At 70.2% G+C, this 19269-nt stretch carries 16 protein-coding genes and 1 pseudogene; 4 read left to right on the forward strand and 13 right to left on the reverse strand.

Annotation, left to right across the window (positions count from 1 at the left end):
• Nucleotides 1–18: 18 nt before the first annotated feature.
• Together ACH4S7_RS11380 and ACH4S7_RS11385 are read right to left on the reverse strand one after the other, a co-directional pair.
• Entirely contained in the window at nt 19–681 is a 663-nt protein-coding gene (locus ACH4S7_RS11380) for a zinc ribbon domain-containing protein (protein ID WP_398520899.1), read from the reverse strand.
• A pseudogene (locus ACH4S7_RS11385) lies at nt 585–896 on the reverse strand (hypothetical protein); the annotation flags it as partial. The gene ACH4S7_RS11380 and the pseudogene ACH4S7_RS11385, both read right to left, overlap by 97 nt.
• Nucleotides 897–1115: 219 nt before the next feature.
• Between ACH4S7_RS11385 and ACH4S7_RS11390 the strand changes: the two are divergent.
• Nucleotides 1116–2987: a prolyl oligopeptidase family serine peptidase gene (locus tag ACH4S7_RS11390; protein ID WP_398520900.1), complete on the forward strand. Its 1872-nt coding sequence runs from the start codon at nt 1116–1118 to the stop codon at nt 2985–2987.
• Between the two features lie 386 nt (nt 2988–3373).
• Nucleotides 3374–4129, forward strand: coding sequence for an SURF1 family protein (locus tag ACH4S7_RS11395; RefSeq protein WP_398520901.1), 756 nt, complete (start codon nt 3374–3376; stop codon nt 4127–4129).
• A 354-nt stretch (nt 4130–4483) separates the two neighbouring features.
• Here ACH4S7_RS11395 and ACH4S7_RS11400 read toward each other — a convergent pair whose 3' ends face one another.
• From ACH4S7_RS11400 to ACH4S7_RS11430, 7 genes are all read right to left on the reverse strand, one after another.
• Nucleotides 4484–5770, reverse strand: coding sequence for a hypothetical protein (locus tag ACH4S7_RS11400; protein ID WP_398520902.1), 1287 nt, complete (start codon nt 5768–5770; stop codon nt 4484–4486).
• Nucleotides 5767–6342: a SigE family RNA polymerase sigma factor gene (locus tag ACH4S7_RS11405; RefSeq protein ID WP_398521354.1), complete on the reverse strand. Its 576-nt coding sequence runs from the start codon at nt 6340–6342 to the stop codon at nt 5767–5769. Before ACH4S7_RS11405 ends, ACH4S7_RS11400 begins: the two co-directional genes overlap by 4 nt.
• A gap of 766 nt (nt 6343–7108) precedes the next feature.
• A complete protein-coding gene (locus ACH4S7_RS11410) occupies nt 7109–8176 on the reverse strand; it encodes an aspartate-semialdehyde dehydrogenase (protein ID WP_398520903.1) in 1068 nt (355 codons plus the stop codon).
• Nucleotides 8173–9444: an aspartate kinase gene (locus tag ACH4S7_RS11415; protein WP_398520904.1), complete on the reverse strand. Its 1272-nt coding sequence runs from the start codon at nt 9442–9444 to the stop codon at nt 8173–8175. The genes ACH4S7_RS11410 and ACH4S7_RS11415 overlap by 4 nt, the downstream gene beginning before the upstream one ends.
• Nucleotides 9445–9823: 379 nt before the next feature.
• On the reverse strand, nt 9824–10480 hold the full coding sequence (locus ACH4S7_RS11420) for a DUF5063 domain-containing protein (protein ID WP_398520905.1): 657 nt from the start codon (nt 10478–10480) through the stop codon (nt 9824–9826).
• Nucleotides 10473–11072: a recombination mediator RecR gene (gene recR, locus ACH4S7_RS11425; protein ID WP_398520906.1), complete on the reverse strand. Its 600-nt coding sequence runs from the start codon at nt 11070–11072 to the stop codon at nt 10473–10475. Before recR ends, ACH4S7_RS11420 begins: the two co-directional genes overlap by 8 nt.
• 120 nt (nt 11073–11192) lie before the next feature.
• The gene (locus ACH4S7_RS11430) at nt 11193–11528 is read right to left on the reverse strand and encodes a YbaB/EbfC family nucleoid-associated protein (RefSeq protein ID WP_398521355.1); all 336 of its coding nucleotides are present in this window, start codon (nt 11526–11528) and stop codon (nt 11193–11195) included.
• Nucleotides 11529–11844: 316 nt separating this feature from the next.
• Between ACH4S7_RS11430 and ACH4S7_RS11435 the strand changes: the two genes are divergently transcribed.
• A complete protein-coding gene (locus ACH4S7_RS11435; protein WP_398520907.1) occupies nt 11845–12585 on the forward strand; it encodes an SLATT domain-containing protein in 741 nt (246 codons plus the stop codon).
• Between the two features lie 143 nt (nt 12586–12728).
• Here ACH4S7_RS11435 and ACH4S7_RS11440 read toward each other — a convergent pair whose 3' ends face one another.
• The 3 genes from ACH4S7_RS11440 to ACH4S7_RS11450 form a co-directional block, all read right to left on the reverse strand.
• Nucleotides 12729–13379, reverse strand: a complete 651-nt coding sequence (locus ACH4S7_RS11440; RefSeq protein ID WP_398520908.1) for a hypothetical protein — start codon at nt 13377–13379, stop codon at nt 12729–12731.
• A 338-nt stretch (nt 13380–13717) separates the two neighbouring features.
• Complete coding sequence (locus tag ACH4S7_RS11445) at nt 13718–16147, reverse strand: dolichyl-phosphate beta-glucosyltransferase (protein WP_398520909.1); 2430 nt, start codon at nt 16145–16147, stop codon at nt 13718–13720.
• A complete protein-coding gene (locus tag ACH4S7_RS11450; protein WP_398520910.1) occupies nt 16144–16833 on the reverse strand; it encodes a GntR family transcriptional regulator in 690 nt (229 codons plus the stop codon). The genes ACH4S7_RS11445 and ACH4S7_RS11450 overlap by 4 nt, the downstream gene beginning before the upstream one ends.
• Before the next feature lie 69 nt (nt 16834–16902).
• Here ACH4S7_RS11450 and ACH4S7_RS11455 point away from each other — a divergent pair, with 69 nt between their 5' ends.
• Nucleotides 16903–17406 (forward strand): hypothetical protein, encoded by a 504-nt coding sequence (locus ACH4S7_RS11455; RefSeq protein ID WP_398520911.1) that lies wholly within the window; start codon nt 16903–16905, stop codon nt 17404–17406.
• 259 nt (nt 17407–17665) lie between these two features.
• Here the strand turns inward: ACH4S7_RS11455 and ACH4S7_RS11460 are convergent, their stop codons facing one another.
• Nucleotides 17666–19030, reverse strand: a complete 1365-nt coding sequence (locus tag ACH4S7_RS11460) for an aspartate aminotransferase family protein (protein ID WP_398520912.1) — start codon at nt 19028–19030, stop codon at nt 17666–17668.
• Nucleotides 19031–19269: the final 239 nt, after the last annotated feature.

The raw sequence follows: 19269 nt of genomic DNA on the forward strand, positions 1-19269 counted from the left end.
GGGCACGTTCCAACCGGCCTAGCCCCAGTCGGAGAGTTCCGAACCGCTCACTCCACCGGCAACCGCGAATTCCTTGAGGTTCCCGAAGCGGACGACGGCGCCACGCTTGACGCCGGGCATCGGGTCCTTCCACACGATGACCCTGACATTGCGCTCGCCCAGGAACTCCCGGCGATCCTGCGTTCCCATGCCTGCCCACTTGTCCGCCCACGTTCGCCCTGTCGGCTGGTAGGTCACCGTACGGGGACGCACAGGGCGCGACGAGAGTTCATCGATCTTCTTCGTCAGGTTTTCCAGCGTCCGCCAGTAGGACGCTTCCTTCGCGGGGGTTTCGTACTTCCCTTCCGCGTAGTCGCTCTCCAGCCTGTTCAGCCCCTGCCGCTTCCGCTCCAGTTCTGCCGTGTGGTCCTCCCCGGGATCAACGGACTTCACCATTTCCGGAGCATGACCAATGGACTCCATGAGCGCTTCGGTGAACACAGCTTCGAGTTCGGTTTCATTGATGCTGGCCAAGCCCTCACACAGAACCGAGCGATTCTTTGAGGTGCACCGATAGTCGCGGTAGGTCCGCGTCTCACCATTCTTCAAGGTCTTGGTCGAGTGGTGGCACACCATACGACTACCGCAGTTCCCGCAGATGGCATTGCCAGTGAGCAGGCACGCCGTCTCCCGACGCCGCACCTTCTTGAGCGGGGTTCGAGGGGCAAGGGCCCTGGTGGTGGCTTACCACTCCCCTGCTTGAGGATCGCCTTGTCGGCTATGGCGCTCGATTCGCCCTCCTCGGTCTCCCAGATATCCCCGTTGTGGGTCTGGCACCCCATGCAGACGGGGTTCTGGATGACGCGGGCGACCGTTGCCGCCGTCCAAAGAAATCCCTTGACCGGCTTCCCCTTGACGGTACGGAGATGATCCGATCACGTCATGATGGAGCGCCGGTTGCAGTCCTCGGCAATGGCGTAGGTCGAGTCCCCATTACGTATGCGCATCGCTATCTCCTGGAGCAGCTCCGCATACACCGGGTCCGGGGTGAGGACAGTCGAGCAGCTCGGAGAAGTATTCGAATGAATTCAGATTCAGATGACGGGCCGTGCAGCAGATGACCGGCATCGGGTTGGATGGGGGGCATGACTGACGCTGAGAACATGCCCGACTGGGAGAAGCGCTTCCGTGCGCCGCGCGTCTCCCTGCCCGACTGGGCGACGGACGCCCCCGACCGTTCCCTGTTCGTCTCGAACGCGACCGGCAAGTACGAGCTGTACGCCTGGGACCGGAAGACCGGTGAACAGCGACAGGTCACGAACCGGCCGGACGGAACGACGGACGGGGTACTCACCCCCGATGGCGAGTCGATCTGGTGGTTCGACGACGGGCACAGCTCCTCCGTTCCAGACTTGCCGTCGTACGGGGACGAGTTCGGGATATGGATGCGGCAGCCGTTCGGCGGTGGGACCGATGTGCCCGCGGCCCCCGGCCTCGACCCGTCCTACTCGGCCGGTCTCGCGATCGGGAGGCACGGCGCCTCGGTGGTCGGCCGGTCCACCGACGAGGACGGCACGGCGATCCATGTCGTACGGGACGGGGCCGAGCCGGTCGAGATCTACCGGCACCGGGAGTCGGCGGGGGTCGGCGATCTGTCGCACGACGGGACGCTGATCGCCATCGAGCACACCGAGCACGGCGACGCGATGCACTCGGCGCTGCGGATCGTGCGTCTCGACGGCAGCCCGGTGGCGGAGCTGGACGACACCAAGGGAGGTACGCAGGAGCTGGGGCTCGATGTGCTCGGGTTCGCTCCGGTGCCCGGGGACACCCGGCTGCTCGTCGGGCATCAGCGTGGTGGGCGCTGGGAGCCGATGATCTGGGACGTCGCGTCGGGTGCGGAGACCGATCTCGCGATCGGGCTGCCGGGCGATGTGACCGCCGAGTGGTATCCCGACGGCTCGGGTCTGCTGATCGCGCACAGCTTCGAGGCCCGTGGCGAGCTGTGGCGGTATGACCTGGCCACCCGCGAGCTGACGCGGATCGAGACGCCGGCCGGTTCGGTCTCGGGTGCGACGGCCCGGCCCGACGGAGAGGTGGAGTACCTCTGGTCGTCCGCGGCGCTGCCGCCCCGGGTGCGTTCGACGACGGGCCGTGTCGTCCTCGATCCGCCCGGTATGAAGGCGCCCGACTCCGTGCCGGTGGAGGACGTCTGGGTGGAGGGGCCCGGGGGCCGTATTCACGCCCTGGTGCAGCGGCCGGCCGGGGTGCCGGGACCGCTGCCGACGGTCTTCGAGATACACGGCGGCCCGACCTGGCACGACAGTGATGCCTTCGCGGCGGGACCCGCCGCCTGGATCGACCACGGCTATGCGGTCGTACGGGTCAACTACCGCGGCTCCACGGGGTACGGGCGGGCGTGGACGGACGCGCTCAAGCACCGGATCGGGCTGATCGAGCTGGAGGACATAGCGGCCGTCCGCGCGTGGGCGGTGGAGTCCGGGCTCGCCGATCCGGAGCGGCTGATCCTGGCGGGCGGCTCCTGGGGCGGCTATCTGACCCTCCTCGGTCTCGGCACCCAGCCCGAGAGCTGGGCGCTGGGGCTCGCGGCGGTGCCGGTCGCCGACTATGTCACGGCCTACCACGACGAGATGGAGGCGCTGAAGGCGATGGACCGCACCCTGCTCGGCGGCACGCCGGAGGAGGTACCGGAGAGGTTCGAAGCCTCGTCCCCACTGACCTACGTGGACGCGGTGCGGGCTCCGGTCTACATCTCGGCGGGTGTCAACGATCCGCGTTGCCCGATCCGCCAGGTGGAGAACTACGTGGAGCGCCTGGCGGCCCGGGGCGCGACCCATGAGGTGTACCGGTACGACGCGGGTCATGGCTCCCTGGTGGTGGAAGAGCGGATCAAGCAGGTGGGGATGGAGATGGCGTTCGCCGCGGCGCATCTGACGGGCCGGGAAGTCGGCGGATCTGACGACCGGACGGAGCCGGTAGGTCGATAGGCCGGCCGGTAGGACCCGGTGAGCCAGTGAGCCGGTGGGCCGGTGAGCGAGTCGGTAGGCCGGTAGGCGAGTCGGGCCGCCCGGCAGGTCGCCGCCCGTGGTGGGGGGCGGGCGGATCCGGCACTGGGTGGTCCGGTGTGCCGGCCGCAGAGGGCTCGGTGGGCACCGCCCGTGGTGGGGGCAGAGGGCTCGGTGGGCACCGCCCGTGGTGGGGCGGGCGGGGTCGCGGGGGTGGTCATGGACCGCGGGGTGTCGTTCGAGGGAGTCGGAGGTGAAGGGAGCGGGGTGGCGCCCGGGCGGGTGCAAGGGCTGAGTTCGGTGGGATCGGACGCGTTGGAAAGGGGGGCGGAACGGAGTGGGCGTGGCGCGTTCCGTACCGTGGAGGGGTGTACCGGTTCCTGCTGACGCCCCGATGGTGGGGCATCAATGCGTTCGTCGTGCTGGCGATCCCCTTCTGCATCTTCATGGGGTCCTGGCAGCTCGGGAAGTTCGAAGAGCGGGTCGACACCCACCAGGAGGCCAAGCGGGAGCCGGCCCCGGGTGAGCGTGATGTCGCGCCCCTGACCGAGCTGCTGCCCGTCGACAAGAAGACGTCGGGCCGCCCGGCGACGGCCAGCGGGGAGTACGGCGAGCAGTTCCTCGTGCCCGACCGGATGCTGGACGGCAAGCAGGGCGACTACGTCCTGTCGCTGCTGAAGACGGACGGCGGACGGACGCTGCCGGTGGTCCGCGGCTGGCTGGCCGACGGCAAACCCGTCCCGGCCGCGCCGACCGGCGAGGTCACGGTGACCGGCGCCCTCCAGGCGTCCGAGAACGCGGGCACGGACGGGGTCCATACGCAAGGCGGGTTGCCGCGTGGGCAGCTCGGGATGATCAGCGCCGCGTCCCTGGTGAACATGGTGCCGGACGATGTGCATGACGCATGGATCACGCTGACGGCGGCGGACGACGGGCTCGTACCGGTGCCGGCGACGCTTCCGGAGGGCAGCGGGCTGGATCTGAAGGCGTTCCAGAACCTGGGGTACACCGGGGAGTGGTTCGCGTTCGCGGCGTTCGTGCTGTTCATGTGGTTCCGGCTGGTGCGCCGCGAGACGGAAGCGGTGAAGGACCGGGCGCTGGGTCTGGAGCCGGACCCCGTCTGACCGGCCGGACCGATGGCACCGGCCGAATCAATCGGACCAGCCAGACCGGCCGGAGCGACAGGACCAGCCAGACCGGCCGAATCAATCGGACCAGCCAGACCGGCCGGAGCGACAGGACCAGCCAGACCGGCCGGAGCGACGGGACCAGTCAGAGCGGCTAGGTCCTGTCCGGGTGGTCTCCGCGTCGCGGGCCCGACGAGATCGCCCGCATGGGCCCGAGGCCAGCCGCGCGAACGAGCTGGACCCGGAACTGTGTGCGGAAGCCGGGCCGCCCGTGGCCCGTCCCCCGTGCGGCGCCCGCGCCGGGCTCGGCGGGGGCGCACGCGCGAGGGCGGGCCGGGGGACGAGGGGCTGCTACACGCCCAGCACGCCCGTCCGGTAGATCGTGCCGGAGCAGGCGTTGGGGATCGTCGCCTCAGCGCTCGGGGCGCCCGCCTCCGCCGTGTGGGTCACCGAGATGCTGCCGTCCTGGAGGGCGCCGTCCTCGGTGACGAGCTGGGCCGTGGTGTTGTCCTCCGGCACGGTGCCCGTGCCGCCGTCACCGCCGCCGGTGGGCGCACCGCCGCCGCCCTCCGTGGGGGCCGGCGGAGACGGTGAAGCCCCGCCGACCGGGCAGGTCTCGCTGGGTACCCAGGCGAACCGCACCTCGTACGCCGAGTCCGGGGCCAGTGGCAGTGCCAGGGACTCCCGGGAGGGGTCGGGCAACCCGGAGGCCGCGTCCCCCGCCGTGTGCTCGACCACGGTGATCTTCGTGGGGTCCGCCGCGCCCAGCGCGCTGAAGCCGAAGCTCCCGGCACCGCCGACCGTGCAGGTGGTGCCGGAGACGTTGGAGATGCGGAAGACGCCGTAGACCTTGCCTTCGGCGTCGGGCTTGTCCGCATGGGCCGAAGTGACACCGAGCTGTCCGGGGTCGCAGACCGCCGAGGTCGAGGGTGCCTCGCCCGGCGCGTCCTCCTCCGTGCCACCGCCCGTCGCACCTTGGGTGTCGCCCTTGGCGTCGGGGCGTTGGCCGGGTGAGCGGGATACGTTGCCGGGGTCACGCGGTCTGCCCGAGCTGCCAGCCGCGGGGCCGGCCGTGTTCGCCTCGGCCTCCTCCACCTGGCGACGCTTCTCGCGCTCGGCCTCCTCCTCGGCGTGTTCCTGGCCGTGCCCGGCGTTGACCGAGCGGGCCTGGTCACCGGTGCTCGACCTCGCCACATGGACGAACGCCGGGATCGCGGTGCCGATCAGCAGCGCCGCGGCGGCCACCCCGACCAGTGCCTGCCGCTTGCGCGCCCGCCGCTCGGGGACCGCTCTGCGCAGATGGTCAAGGGCTCCGTCGGATGGTGTGAGGCCCCCCACCGCACCGTGGAGGAGTTCGCGCAGGGCGAGTTCCTCGTCCCGTAGCCCCTCGTCCCTCAGACCGTCACCCGTCGGCACATCACCCGTCGGTCCATCGCCCGTCGGCCCTTCGCCGGACCGCCGTTCGCCGGCACCGGCCGGCGCCGCGTTGAGTTTCCTGACGAGGTCGTCGAATCCGCGCGCACCCTGGAGGCCGTTCGGATCGCTGTCCGGCCCGTTGTTCACAATTCCGTTCCCAGTCCGGTCGTCGAAGGGTTCGTCCGGCCCGTACCGCTCAAACCTGTTCCTGCCGCCGCTCATGCCGTGGCCTCCATGGCGACGCGCAGCGCCGCTATGCCCCGGGAGCCGTACGCCTTCACCGAGCCGAGCGATATGCCCAGCGTCTCGGCGACCTGGGCCTCCGTCATGTCCGCGAAGTACCGCAGGACGAGCACCTCGCGCTGGCGCCGCTGAAGTCCGCGCATGGCCTTGATGAGGGCGTCGCGCTCCAGTTGGTCGTAGGCCCCCTCCTCGGCGCTCGCCATGTCCGGCATCGGCTTGGAGAGCAGCTTCAGCCCGAGGATGCGCCGCCGCAGTGCCGACCGGGAGAGGTTGACCACGGTCTGTCGCAGGTAGGCGAGGGTCTTCTCCGGGTCGCGCACCCGGTTGCGCGCCGAGTGCACGCGTATGAACGCCTCCTGGACCACGTCCTCGCAGGAGGCGGTGTCGTCCAGGAGCAGCGCTGCGAGACCCAGCAGCGACCGGTAGTGGGTGCGGTAGGTCTCAGTGAGGTGATCGACGGTGGTGCCGGCTGCCATGGTGTCGTCAGCGCCGTCGCGCTGGGAGGGCAGCCGGGTGGCGCGTGGCGTGGGCATCGGGGCGATCACCGGCATACCGCCGGGCGCACGGGTCTTGCGAACCGGACGCACCACCGCGCCACGGGCCGCAGCGGCGCGTGCCAGGGCGGCCGAGGCCGCGGAGACGGCCGCTGCCGCAGTGCCGGTCGGAGTCGTCGGAGGAGCCGGCGCAACCGCCGGGCCGACCGGGACCGCCGGAAGAGCTGGGACGGCACGCACCGGTGCCCCGGTGCTGCTGCCGCGGGTCGGGACGGCCGAACCGCCCCGGGCCAGGCGCACTGAAGCGCCACGGACCGGGACCAACCCTGCGATGTCGAGTACTTCTGCCACGCTTGTTGGACACGCTTCCCCCCGTCAGGGTTGTACGGGTACGCCACCGCGTTTGGCGGTGTTTCTTTTGCAGTCATGCGTACTCGCTCTTCCCCAATGCCCCATTTTTCGCCGCACTGCCTAGAGGCGAGCGCAAAGACGCTCCCCGCCCAGTCGCTGGTTGCGGACCCGGGGATGCGAATTGTCGATCATCTCCCCACCGCAGTTCAAATGGTTCGGACCTGCGTGTGTCCACGGGCCGGCCATGGGTCAACCAGGGAGCGGTCAAGGATCAACCATGGGCCGGCCCTAGCTAACCCACAGCACACACACAGTCGATACCAGGCCCTGACCAGGCCCTTCACGAGGCGTTCACAGATCCTACAAACCCACACCACACCTATGTCCAGGCTCAACCCGAAAAAGGATCATGGAATCGGTGGATACCCAGGCGAACGGTGCCGGGAAATTACGCGGTGAACTACGCGGTGGACTACGCGGTGGACTCGGCCGTGAACTCGGCGGCCACCGCCTCCGCGATCAGAGCGGAGTTCAGCGCGGCCCCCTTGCGCAGATTGTCGCCGCAGAGGAAGAGGTCCAGCGCACAGGGATCGTCGAGCGATCTGCGCACCCGGCCCACCCAGGTCGGGTCCGTACCGACCACATCGGCGGGGGTGGGGAAGTCACCCACGGCCGGATTGTCGTAGAGCACCACACCCGGCGAGGTGGCCAGGATCTCGTGCGCCCGCTCCACGGTGACCTCGTTCTCGAAGCGCGCGTGCACCGCGAGGGAGTGCGTCGTCACCACCGGCACCCGGACGAAGGTCGCCGACACCCGCAGCCCCGCCAGACAGAGGATCTTGCGGGTCTCGGCCCGTAGCCCCAGCTCCTCGGAGGACCAGCCGCCGTCCTGGAGGGTGCCGGTCCACGGCACCACATTGAGGGCGATGGGCGCCGCGAAGGGCCCGATCTCGTCACTCACGGCACGGCGTACGTCCCCGGGGCCCGCACCCAGCTCCGTACCGGCGACCAGGGACAGCTGTCCCCGCAGCGCGGCGACGGCGTCCCGGCCGGCGCCGCTGACGGCCTGGTAGGAGGAGACGACCAGCTCGCGCAGCCCGAATTCGGCGTGCAGCGCGCCCACCGCGGGGACCAGGGCCAGCGTGGTGTCGTGCGGGCTCGCCACGATGCCGCGCGGCCGGAGCCGTACGGCATGGGGGTTGATCTCCGGGACGACCAGCGGCACATCGTCGTCCAGCCGGAAGGCGGCCGAGTTGTCCACGACCACCGCGCCCTTGGCGGCGGCGATCGGCGCCCACTGCGCGGACACCTCGTCGGGGACGAGGAAGATCGCCACGTCGACGCCGGTCAGGGCTTCCTCGTTGAGCGCGACGACCTCGCACTCCTCCCCGCGTACGGCCAGCTTGCGGCCGGCGTTACGCGGGGAGGCCACGAGTCGTATCTCGCCCCAGACGTCCGCGTGCTGGGACAGGATCTGGAGCATCACCGCTCCGACGGCTCCGGTCGCTCCAACGACCGCGAGCGTCGGCTTGCGGGTCATCGCCCGGTGCCCCCGTAGACGACCGCCTCGTCGGTGTCGCTGTCGAGGCCGAAGGCGGTGTGCACGGCGCGGACGGCTTCGTTCACGTCCTCGGCGCGGGTGACGACCGAGATGCGGATCTCGGATGTCGAGATCAGCTCGATGTTCACGCCCGCGTCCGAGAGCGCCTCGAAGAAGGCGGCGGTCACCCCCGGGTTGGTCTTCATACCGGCGCCGACCAGCGAGATCTTGCCGATCTGGTCGTCGTAGCGCAGCGAATCGAAGCCGATCTTGCCCTTGGCCTTCTCCAGGGCGTCGATCGCCCGGGCGCCGTCCGTCTTCGGCAGCGTGAAGGAGATGTCCGTCAGCGCGGTGGTGGCCGCCGAGACGTTCTGGACGACCATGTCGATGTTGATCTCGGCGTCCGCGATCGTACGGAAGATGGCCGCGGCCTCGCCCGGCTTGTCCGGCACCCCGACGACCGTGACCTTGGCCTCGGAGACGTCGTGGGCGACTCCGGAGATGATGGCGTGCTCCACCTGCTGGTCTCCCTGCGGCTCGTTGCTGACCCAGGTACCGCGCAGCCCGGAGAAGGACGAGCGGACGTGGATCGGAATGTTGTAGCGGCGTGCGTACTCGACGCAGCGGTGCAGCAGCACCTTGGAACCGGAGGACGCCAGTTCCAGCATGTCCTCGATGGAGATCCAGTCGATCTTCCGCGCCTTGGGCACGACCCGGGGGTCGGCGGTGAAGACGCCGTCCACATCCGTGTAGATCTCGCAGACCTCGGCCTCCAGCGCGGCGGCGAGGGCGACGGCGGTGGTGTCGGAGCCACCGCGACCGAGGGTGGTGATGTCCTTCTTGTCCTGGGACACACCCTGGAAGCCGGCGACGATGGCGATATTGCCCTCGTCCAGTGCCGTACGGATCCGGCCCGGCGTCACATCGATGATGCGCGCTTTGTTGTGGACCGAGTCGGTGATGACGCCCGCCTGGCTGCCCGTGAAGGACTGGGCCTCGTGGCCCAGGTTTTTGATCGCCATGGCCAGCAGCGCCATGGAGATCCGCTCTCCCGCGGTCAGCAGCATGTCGAACTCGCGTCCGGCAGGGATGGGGGATACCTGCTCGGCGAGATCGATCAGCTCGTCCGTCGTGTCGCCCATCGCGGATACCACGACGACCACCTGGTGGCCGTTCTTCTTGGCATCGACGATTCGCTTGGCGACGCGCTTGATGCCCTCGGCATCGGCAACGGAGGAGCCGCCGTACTTCTGCACGACAAGGCCCACGTGCGCTCCTCGATCGGTTCTCCACCACAGTCATGTACTGCGGTCGGCTCAGTCTAACGAGCGGCCGTCCAGCGTCCCCGGGCAGTCACATCGTGAGATGTCCGGTTCAGCAAGTGATCAACCGGTGATCACCCACAGCCGTTCGGGTCGGCTCCTGCCCGGGGTACGGCCGCCGTACGCGAGGTGTGGGGCGACTCACAGCACCCCCTGCCGGCGGGGAGCACCCCCGGCAGGGGTTCGTGCGAACACCGGACAGGACCACGACAGGACTGGACAGGACCGGGCTGAGCCGGACGGAATCAGACCGCCAGGAGGTCAGGACGGCAGGACGGCAGGACCTACAGATGTCAGGACCTACGGACGTCAGGGCGAACGGACGTCAGGAGGTACGGAGCCCCAGCGGCTCGGCGATCTCCTCGACCATGACCCTGCCGGCCTCCTCGGCCAACGCCTCGTCGGCCAGATCCTCGTCCGTGTCCAGCCCGTCCAGCTCCTGGAGCGGCTGACCGAGACGGACGTGAGAGACCAGCGACTGTAGGGCGCGCAGGGTGGCGGAGGCCGTCGGCCCCCAGTTGGAGAAGTACGAGAACTGCCACCACCACAGCGCCTCCGTCGTACGCCCCTCGCGGTAGTGCGCGAGGCCATGGCGCAGATCGGTGACGATATCGGCGAGATTGTCGGAGATACGGTGCGCGACCGGCGCCTTCCGGGGCTCGTACGGGTCGAAGACCTCGGAGAACACGTCCACCGGGTCGAGCAGCACGGCGAACCGTTCCCGCAGGTCGTCCACGTCCGGCTCCGGACCGGTGTCCGCCTCGTACCGCTCGTCCGGAAGGATGTCCTCGTGCGCACCCAACCGCCCGCCGGTCAGCAGTAGTTGAGAGACTTCCAGCAGCAGGAAGGGTACGGCGCTGTCCGGCTCGTCACCCTTCGCGACCTCCGTGGTCGCGACGATGAAGGATTCGATCGAGTCGGCGATCTGGACCGCGAAATCTGCCGGGTCCTGGCTCGTCACGTGCAGCATGGCGTCAGACATCGAGTAGTCGTCTCCCCTCGAAGGCACGCCCGAGCGTGACCTCGTCGGCGTATTCCAAGTCTCCCCCCACGGGCAGACCGCTGGCCAGCCGAGTGACCTTCAGGCCCATCGGCTTGATCATGCGTGCCAGGTACGTGGCCGTGGCCTCGCCCTCAAGATTGGGGTCCGTGGCCAGGATCAGCTCCGTGACGGTGCCGTCCGCGAGACGGGCCAGCAGCTCACGAATCCGCAGGTCGTCGGGGCCGACGCCGTCGATGGGGCTGATCGCGCCGCCGAGCACGTGATAGCGGCCCCGGAACTCCCGGGTCCGCTCGACCGCGACCACGTCCTTCGACTCCTCCACCACACAGATGACGGCGGGGTCCCGGCGCGGGTCGCGGCAGATGTTGCACTGCTCCTGCTGGGCGACATTGCCGCAGACCGCGCAGAAGCGGACCTTGTCCTTCACCTCCAGCAGCGCATGGGCGAGGCGGCGGACATCGGTCGGCTCGGACTGGAGGATGTGAAAGGCGATCCGCTGCGCGCTCTTGGGACCGACGCCGGGCAGCCTGCCCAGTTCGTCGATGAGGTCCTGGATCACGCCTTCGTACAACGGACTGCCTCTCGTCTGCTCGTACGGCCCTTACGGCTCGTACGGTAGTTCCTGCGCCGCCTCCTTAGAAGGGCCGGGCCCGAGGGGACCCGCGCCTTCGCAGAAGGGCGGCGCCGCGCCTCAGAAGGGCAGGCCCGGCATCCCGCCCAGACCCTGGGCGAGCGGCCCGAGCTTCTGCTGCTGGAGCTGCTGGGCGTTGTCGTTGGCGGCCTGGACGGCGGCCACGACGAGATCGGCGAGCGTCTCGGTGTCCTCAGGGTCGACGGCCTTGGGGTCGATGACCAGACCGCGCAGCTCACCGGAGCCGTTCACAGTGGCCTTCACCAGGCCGCCGCCCGCCTGACCCTCGACCTCGGTCCTGGCCAGTTCCTCCTGGGCCACGGCGAGGTCCTGTTGCATCTTCTGGGCCTGCTGAAGCAGCTGCTGCATATTGGGCTGGCCACCACCGGGAATCAAGGTCACTCCTGGCACATCGACGTCGGTTGTTCGGAATGCCGAGCCTACGTGGTCACCGTGCGGCTCGCCGAACTCCGCGGCGACAACTCTTTCGAGTGAGTATCCTGCGGGTCCTCCACCTGATCACGGCCTGCCTGTGCGTGGAAATACCGGGATTTCCCGCGCACAGCCCACCATTCGGCGGTATGAAGGACGTGGGAGGCGTAAAGCCCGCGACACACCTGCGCAGCGCCCGGCCACCAACCACCTTCGACCACCCACGACAGTCACACAGAGTCACCATCTGCGGACCCGAACACGGACGAGGAGTGCCCCGGTGAGCCAGCCGGAGATGCGGCCCGAGGGGCCTGCCCGGGAGGAACGCGGCGAGGTGCCGCGCGGCGATCTGGCCGGGAGGCCGTTCCCCCTCGGCGACTGGGGTGAGCCCGCGGAACGCCTCGACGAGCTGTACCGCTGGGTCGAGACGGGCGCGCTGCGGACGACGGAGTGGTATCTCGCGGACCGGGTCTGGAAGCGCCGTACGGGCCGGATACTGCGGCTCGGCGCGGCACTGGGGTTCGTCGCCGGGGCCGCCCTCCCGCTGCTCGACCTGACGGAGGCGCTGCCGGGGGCCGCGGGCTGGGGATACGTCTCCCTGCTGCTGGGGGCCGCCTGTCTGGCGAGCGACCGGTACTTCGGCGTGACGTCCGGCTGGATGCGGAACGTGGCGACCGCGCAGGCGGTGCAGCGGCGGTTGCAGGTGCTCCAGTTCGACTGGGCGTCGGAGAGCGTACGAGAGGTGCTGGGCCCCACGGAGGGGACGGCGAGCGAGGCGGCCGAGCGGTGCCTCGGGGTGCTGCGGCGGTTCTCGGAGGACGTGACGGAGCTGGTGCGGTCGGAGACGGCGGACTGGATGCGGGAGTTCGCGGGGGCGCCGGCGCCGCTGGTCCTCCAGTCGTCGCCGCTGCCGGCCGGGGGCCGTGGCGTGGAGCAGCCGTCGCCGAACGGGCGGGCGCAGCTACCCCCGGGGGCCCGGCCGAACATGCCGAGGCAGCGGCCCCCCGAATCTCCGCGCTGAACCACCGCGCCGGTCGCGGGGGCACCTGTCACCGGCCACCAGCCACCGGCGCGAGCCAAGGCCACCGGCCACCGGCACGAGCCAAGGCCACGGGTCACGGGTCACGGGTCACGGGTCACGGGTCACGGGTCACGGGTCACGGGTCAGCTAAAGATGATCATGGAGCCTTGGCCCAGGCTGCGGGTCGCCGCCGCGTGGAGGCCCAGCCAGACATGGCGCTCGCGGGCGAAGGGGCTGTCGTCGTACGGGATCGGGCCCGCGGGCTCCTCCAGGGAGGTCGGCCGCTCCGGGGGACGCGGGGCCTTCGGGGGGTTCGCCGGGTCGATGCCGATCGACGGCGCGACGTACTCCAGCTCCCTCAGCAGACCCTGGGTGGAGCCCAGCGGGCCGCCGCCGGCGAGGAGTTCGTCATTGGAGAGCGGGCCGGTGAAGTCGACGGGCACATAGGCGCCCGCGTGGTCGTAGTGCCAGACCAGATGCGACCGCTGGGCCGTCGACTCGAACATCTCCAGCAACTGTTCGTAGTCGCCGCCGAGTTCGTCCACGGGTGTCACGGCGAGTCCACAGAGCTGGAGCAGATAGGCCCGGCGCAGGAAGTGCAGGGCGTCGTAGTCGAACCCGGCCACCGGGGCGACGTCACCCGACAGTCCCGGCATATAGGCGAAGACGGGCACCGTGGGCAGTCCGGCGTCGGTCAGGGCCTTGTCGTACGACGCCAGTTCTTCCGCGAAGGGGTTGTCGGGGCTGTGGCACAGCACGTCGACGAGGGGGACCAGCCACAGGTCACAGGCCAAGAGAAGCTCGCTCTCCAACGAGGTCGGGCACGGCGGGCGCGAAGTACGGAGACGGGACGGCGCAGGTCACGGACGGGAGCGGGACGGCGCGTACGGGGTGGGGCGGGTGGAACAGGCGGGGCGGATGGACCGGCCCGGCCGAACAGGCCCACCGGGGGCGCGCGTTGTGCGACTGGTGCGACGAATTGCCTGACGGTTGTACGACGGTCGGGACAGCGTAGTGCCCCCGGACACGCTCGGCGAAGAGCGGTGCGGCGTAAGGCCCCGGGAAAGGTCTCGGGGAAGGCCCCGGGGAAGGTCCCGGAAAGGGTCCCGCGAAGGGTTCAGGGAAACGGCCGTCACTCACCACCGGGTGCCCCCACGTCCCAGACCCACACTCCGCCGACCCGCTCCCCGGACTTCCCGAGAAGTTTCTCCAGCGTCCGGTACAGCGCCTCCGCGTTGTACCCCGGCTCCAGCACCACCACACCCGCGCGCCAGGACGCCAGGTCCAGCCGCGCCTGTTCCCGCCACCGGGGGCCGATCTCGGGCACCCGGCCCGAGTCGCGGACCCGGCCGAGGAGGTTGGACGTGTGCCGCGGGACCGAGCCGTAGATGCCGATCCGGTCCGGGCCCCAGGGGCCGTTGAAATAGCCTCCGGCCAGCGAGAAGTGCTCGTCCGTCGATGACTGCCAGTACAGCGGGTCCGCATCGCCCGGGCCGGGCAGCGGGAACGTCACCACCGACTCGCGCTCGGTGATGTACGAGCGGTACAGGCCCGCCGTGATGAACGACGGGGGCTCGGCCCGTTCCCGTACCGGATACGGGGTGGGGACCACCGGCAGCAGCGCCGCGGCGACCGCCGCCAGGCCCACCGCGCGGAACGCCCGTGCCCGGGTGACCACCAGCCGGTCCACGGTCAGCGCCAGCAGGATGCCCAGCACCGGCGCGCAGATCATCGCCACCCGGGACTCGATCACCGATTCGAGGAGGGGCTGGTGGGCGAGGGCCCGCCAGGGGCCGGTGAGCGTGATGTCCGTGTACGGGATGCGGAACTTCACGCCCAGCGAGAGGAGGGCCGCCACCAGCGCCGTGAATGCCAGCGCCTTCACCAGAGCGGAACGCCACAGCACGACGACGATGACCGCGGCCAGTGTGATCAGCGGCCAGCCGAAGAAGGCGTTCTGTTCGGTGCGGTTCATGGCCAGGGGGTCGGCGATCTCGTCCGAGCCCCACAGCGAGCGCCCGGCGAATTCCACGAAGGCGAGCGGGCTGTTTCCCGTATTGGAGCCGTGCATCACGCTGGCGTAGCTCTGCGGGCCGAAGAATTGCCAGCCGAGTGGAAAGGCGACGAGCGGCAGACAGACCGCGAGCCCGATGAGGATTCCGCGCGTCAGCGGGCGCCACGCCTGCCGGGCGATATCGCGGCGCACGACCGCGTACGCGAGCGCGAACAGCAGCATTCCCATCGCCGCCAGCAGCAGCGGCTCCTCGCCGAGGAAGATCTGATACGTCGCGAAGAGGCCGAGCAGCACTCCGTCCCGTACGACGGCGCGGCCCTCACAGAGCCGCAGCGCCCGGTCGATGATCACCGGGATCATAAAGAGCACGAGGAAATTGGGGTGGGCGTTCCCGTGCGAGATCATCGGCGGCGCGAAGGCCGCGACGGCCGCGCCGACGGCCGCCGCCCAGCGGTTGGCGACCAGTCGGCGGGCGATCAGCCAGTACCAGGAGACGGCGGTCGCGGCGAGGCCGACGGTGAGGACCAGGGCCCAGGTGACGGTCGGGCCGAGCAGCAGGGTGACCGGGGTGAGTGGCACCGAGAGCCCGAGCATCACGGTGTTCGCCATCAGGTTCACGCCGTCGGGGAAGTTCTGGAGGGTGGTGAAGAGGGGATTCCGCAGCGCGGTCACATTGTCGGCGGTGACCCGGAAGAACCATTCCCACTGGTTCTGGTCCTGTCCCGCGTCCGCGAGATATCCGCGGTCGAGATCCGCCCACAGGTCCCGGTAGAGAAGGAAGGAACAGAGCAGGAAGAGGGTGGCTATGAGGACATCGGTCCTGCGTATCGACCGGGCGCGCAACCGGGCTATTTCCAGCAGCACCCTGCCGTAATCCAATGGCCTGACCTTCGAACCCTCCTGGTGCGACCAGCGCACCGGGACCTCCGTCACCGGCCAGCCCGCACGGCGGAAGAAGCGCAGGATCTCGACATCGATACCCCATCCGTCGAGCCGTGAATCGGCGAACGCGGCCCGTGCCCGCTCGCCGTCGAAGAGTTTGAATCCGCACTGGGTGTCGTGTATTCCGGGGACCGCGACCGTGCGTATGAGTCCGTTGCCCAGCCGGCCGAGCCATTCGCGTACCCGCCACTGGTGCACTTCGATACGGGAGTCGGGATGGGCGCGCGAGCCGATCGCGGCCGTCGCGTGGTCCGTCGCGAGCTGCTGGTCGAGCCGGTCCAGCTCCTCGATGGGGGTGGCCAGGTCCGCGTCGGTGACCAGGACCCGATGCCCGTACGAGGCGAGGACGCCCCGTCGCAGCGCGTCCCCCTTGCCCCGGTTCGCTCCGTCACCGGCCACCACCAGGTGGATACGCGGCTCCTCGGCCGCCAGCTCCCGGGCGATCTCGGCGGTGGCGTCGGTGGAACCGTCGTCCACCACGATGAGTTCCCAATCGCCCCAGCGCTCCGGCTCCTTCGACAGATAGGCGCGGATCGCCTCCAGGGTCGGCCGCAGCCGGGTCTCCTCGTTGTAGGCGGGGACGACGACACTCAGGTCCACGCTCACCGCTCCAGCCGATCCGCCCAGAGCAACGCGTGTTCGTTGGACGCGCAGATCACCGCGCGGGCCGCCGCCATGTCCCCGAGGACCGCCGCGTCGATCAGTTGCTCGTGTCCGCCCCACAGCCACTCCCGCCGATTCGGATCGGAGCGCAGATGCGGGACGGCGAAGACCCAACTCTGAACGCGCATTTGGTGCAGAAAGCGGGAAATATAGGAATTGGCGACGATGGTGCCGAGTTCATGCCAGAAGCGGAGGTCGTAGTTGATGTGGATGTCCAGATCCCCGCAGCGGGCCGCCCGGGCCGCCTCCTCCGCACGGCGGCGCACCGGCGCGACGGCCTTGGCCCGCACCGAGGTGCGGCCGACGCGTTCCGCGTGCCTGATGACGCCGTCGATGACGAGCGAGCGCGCCTCGACCATGCCCCGGTAGTCGGCGACCGAGAACCGGTGGACCCGGAAGCCGCGGTGCTGGTCGGAGTCGAGCAGCCCTTGGGCGGCGAGGTCGACGAGCGCCTCGCGCACGGGCGTCGCGGAGACCCCGTACTGCTCGGCGATCTGCTTGACGGTGAACTCCTGTCCGGGCAGCAACCGCCCGGCCAGCACCTCGTCACGCAGCGCGTCCGCGATCTGCTGTCGCAGAGTGCTGCGCGTGACAGTGGTACTCGCACCGCGCGGGCCGGGGCCGGGCATCGATGAGTTCTCCTTCGCCAGGGGTCCCGGACACGATAGGCCAGTCGGTACAGACCAGGTGAGGTGGAGATGGGCGACGGAGTCGGTGAAGGGCCCGGTGACAGGGCCAAACATACGGCCGGCGACGGCGGTGCGGGGGGCGTCTTCGACGTGGCCACGGGCGACGGGCCGCCCGACAGCCAACCAGCGGGGGCCGATGACCGGGCTGCGCAGGTGCGTACGGCGTTCGACGGGCTGAGCCAGATACGGCGGCTCACGGGCACCGCGCCGGCGACGTGGGAACGGCTGCGGCCGGTAAGGGCGGTGGCGCTCGCGCTGGAGGCCGGGGGCGTGCCGCCGTCGGCGGTGGACGCGGAGGGCGGCCGGGTCGCCACCGGGTACCGCGTACGGGGGGCGGACCGGGCGGGGGTGGTGTGGGTGGAGTGGCTCGGGCCGGCCGGGAGCGGCGCGGCGCGGGAGGAGGAGGTACGGCTGCGCGAGTGCGTGACGGTGCTGGCGGCGGCGGGGTGGGAGGCGCTGTTGTACCGGGGGCCGCGGCGACGGCGGTTCCTGGAGGTGGAGCCGGGGGCGTGAGGGCGGGCGCGGGTACGGGGGCCAGAGGGCAGTGGCCCCCGGGGGGCAGGGTCGCCGGGGGGGGCAGGGTCGCCGGGGGGCAGGGGCGGGCGCGGGGCCGACCACCCCGGGCGGGCGCCCCCGCGCCAGGCGGCCCGCGCCCCACCCCGTACCCCCGCCCGGGTACCGGGAAAACAGAGGTGCCGGGCCCACAAGTACCGGGCACGCGGGCGCGGACCGCGCAGGCAGCGGACCGCGCAGGCAGCAGGCCGCGTGGGCGTCAGGCCATGTGGGCGTCCGCGACCGACAGGGCCGAGTCGAGTACGAGCAGCCCCTCCTTCGCCTCCGCCTCGCTCACATTGCACGGGGGTACGACATGGGTGCGGTTCATGTTCACGAACGGCCACAGCCCATCGGCCTTGCAGGCGGCGGCGAAGGCGGCCATCGGCGCATTGGCCTCGCCCGTGGCGTTGTAGGGGACGAGGGGCTCCCGGGTCTCCCGGTCGCGGACCAGATCCAGCGCCCAGAAGGCGCCGGTACCGCGCACCTCGCCGACGCTCGGGTGCCGTTCGGCCAGCTCCCGCAGTCCCGGTCCGATGACGGTCGCGCCGATGCGGTGGGCCTGCTCGACGACGTTCTCCTCCGCCATCACGCCGATGGTGGCGACGGCCGCCGCACAGGCCAGGGGGTGGCCGGAGTAGGTGAGCCCGCCCGGGTAGGGCCGGTTCTCGAAGGTGGCCGCGATCTCAGCGGAGATCGCGACCCCGCCCAGCGGCACATATCCGGAGTTGACGCCCTTGGCGAAGGTCAGCAGGTCGGGCACCACGTCGAAGTGCTCGGCCGCGAACCACTTCCCGGTCCGTCCGAAGCCGGTCATGACCTCGTCCAGCACGAAGACGATCCCGTGCCGGTCGCAGATCTCCCGTACGCCGGCGAGATAGCCCGGGGGCGGCACCATGATCCCCGCCGTGCCCGGGATGGTCTCCAGCACGATCGCCGCGATCGTCCCCGGCCCCTCGAAGGCGATGGTGTCCGCCAGGTGCCGCAGGGCGCGCTCGGCCTCCTCCGTCTCGTTGGTGGCGTAGAAGGGCGAGCGGTACAGGAAGGGGGCCCAGAAGTGGACGACGCCGGAGGTGCCGTTGTCGGAGGCCCAGCGGCGGGGGTCGCCGGTGACATTGATCGCGGTCGCGGTGCCACCGTGGTACGAGCGGTACGCGGAGAGCACCTTGGGGCGGCCGGTGTGCAGCCGGGCCATCCGTACCGCGTGCTCGATCGCCTCGGCACCGCCGTTGGTGAAGAAGATCTTGTCCAGGTCCCCCGGCGTCCGCTCGGCGATCAGCCGGGCCGCCTCGGAGCGGGCCTCGACGGCGAAGGCGGGCGCGAAGGTCGTGAGCTTCCCGGCCTGCTCCTGGATCGCGGCGACGACCTTCGGGTGCTGATAGCCGATGTTGGTGAAGACGAGACCACTGGTGAAGTCGAGATATCGCTTTCCGTCGTAGTCCCAGAAGTACGAGCCATTGGCGCCGGCGACGGCGAGCGGGTCGATCAGTCCCTGGGCGGACCAGGAGTGGAAGACATGGGCGCGGTCGGCGGCCTTGACGGCGGCACCGGTCCGGGGGTCGGCGGTGTGGCGATCGTGGTTCATGCGGTTCAGCGTAGGGAGGCGGGGAGGCGGTCCGACATCACCACGTTGTCTGCCCGCCGCCGCGTTCTCACGGCGATCTGTCGTGTGTCCCGGGCCCGCGCCGCCCCGGACATCCCCCCGGGCCCGGGCCGCCCCGGGCCCGTACCCCAGCCGCGCCCCGGCCACGGCGCCCGGCCCCGTACCCCACGAGCAATTGACAGAAGACTGTCATCATGACAGTCTTCTGTCATACAAGGAGA

The organism is Streptomyces sp. NPDC020965 (assembly GCF_044333555.1).
Taxonomy (GTDB): Bacteria; Actinomycetota; Actinomycetes; order Streptomycetales; family Streptomycetaceae; genus Streptomyces.

What these genes read in the sequence shown, in the direction of transcription:
- ACH4S7_RS11390 (WP_398520900.1), top strand. Translation starts at nt 1,116, where the DNA reads ATGGGGGGCATGACTGACGCTGAGAACATGCCCGACTGGGAGAAGCGC.
- ACH4S7_RS11400 (WP_398520902.1), bottom strand. Translation starts at nt 5,770, where the DNA reads ATGAGCGGCGGCAGGAACAGGTTTGAGCGGTACGGGCCGGACGAACCC.
- ACH4S7_RS11405 (WP_398521354.1), bottom strand. Translation starts at nt 6,342, where the DNA reads ATGCCGGTGATCGCCCCGATGCCCACGCCACGCGCCACCCGGCTGCCC.
- ACH4S7_RS11410 (WP_398520903.1), bottom strand. Translation starts at nt 8,176, where the DNA reads ATGACCCGCAAGCCGACGCTCGCGGTCGTTGGAGCGACCGGAGCCGTC.
- ACH4S7_RS11420 (WP_398520905.1), bottom strand. Translation starts at nt 10,480, where the DNA reads ATGTCTGACGCCATGCTGCACGTGACGAGCCAGGACCCGGCAGATTTC.
- ACH4S7_RS11450 (WP_398520910.1), bottom strand. Translation starts at nt 16,833, where the DNA reads ATGCCCGGCCCCGGCCCGCGCGGTGCGAGTACCACTGTCACGCGCAGC.
- ACH4S7_RS11455 (WP_398520911.1), top strand. Translation starts at nt 16,903, where the DNA reads ATGGGCGACGGAGTCGGTGAAGGGCCCGGTGACAGGGCCAAACATACG.
- ACH4S7_RS11460 (WP_398520912.1), bottom strand. Translation starts at nt 19,030, where the DNA reads ATGAACCACGATCGCCACACCGCCGACCCCCGGACCGGTGCCGCCGTC.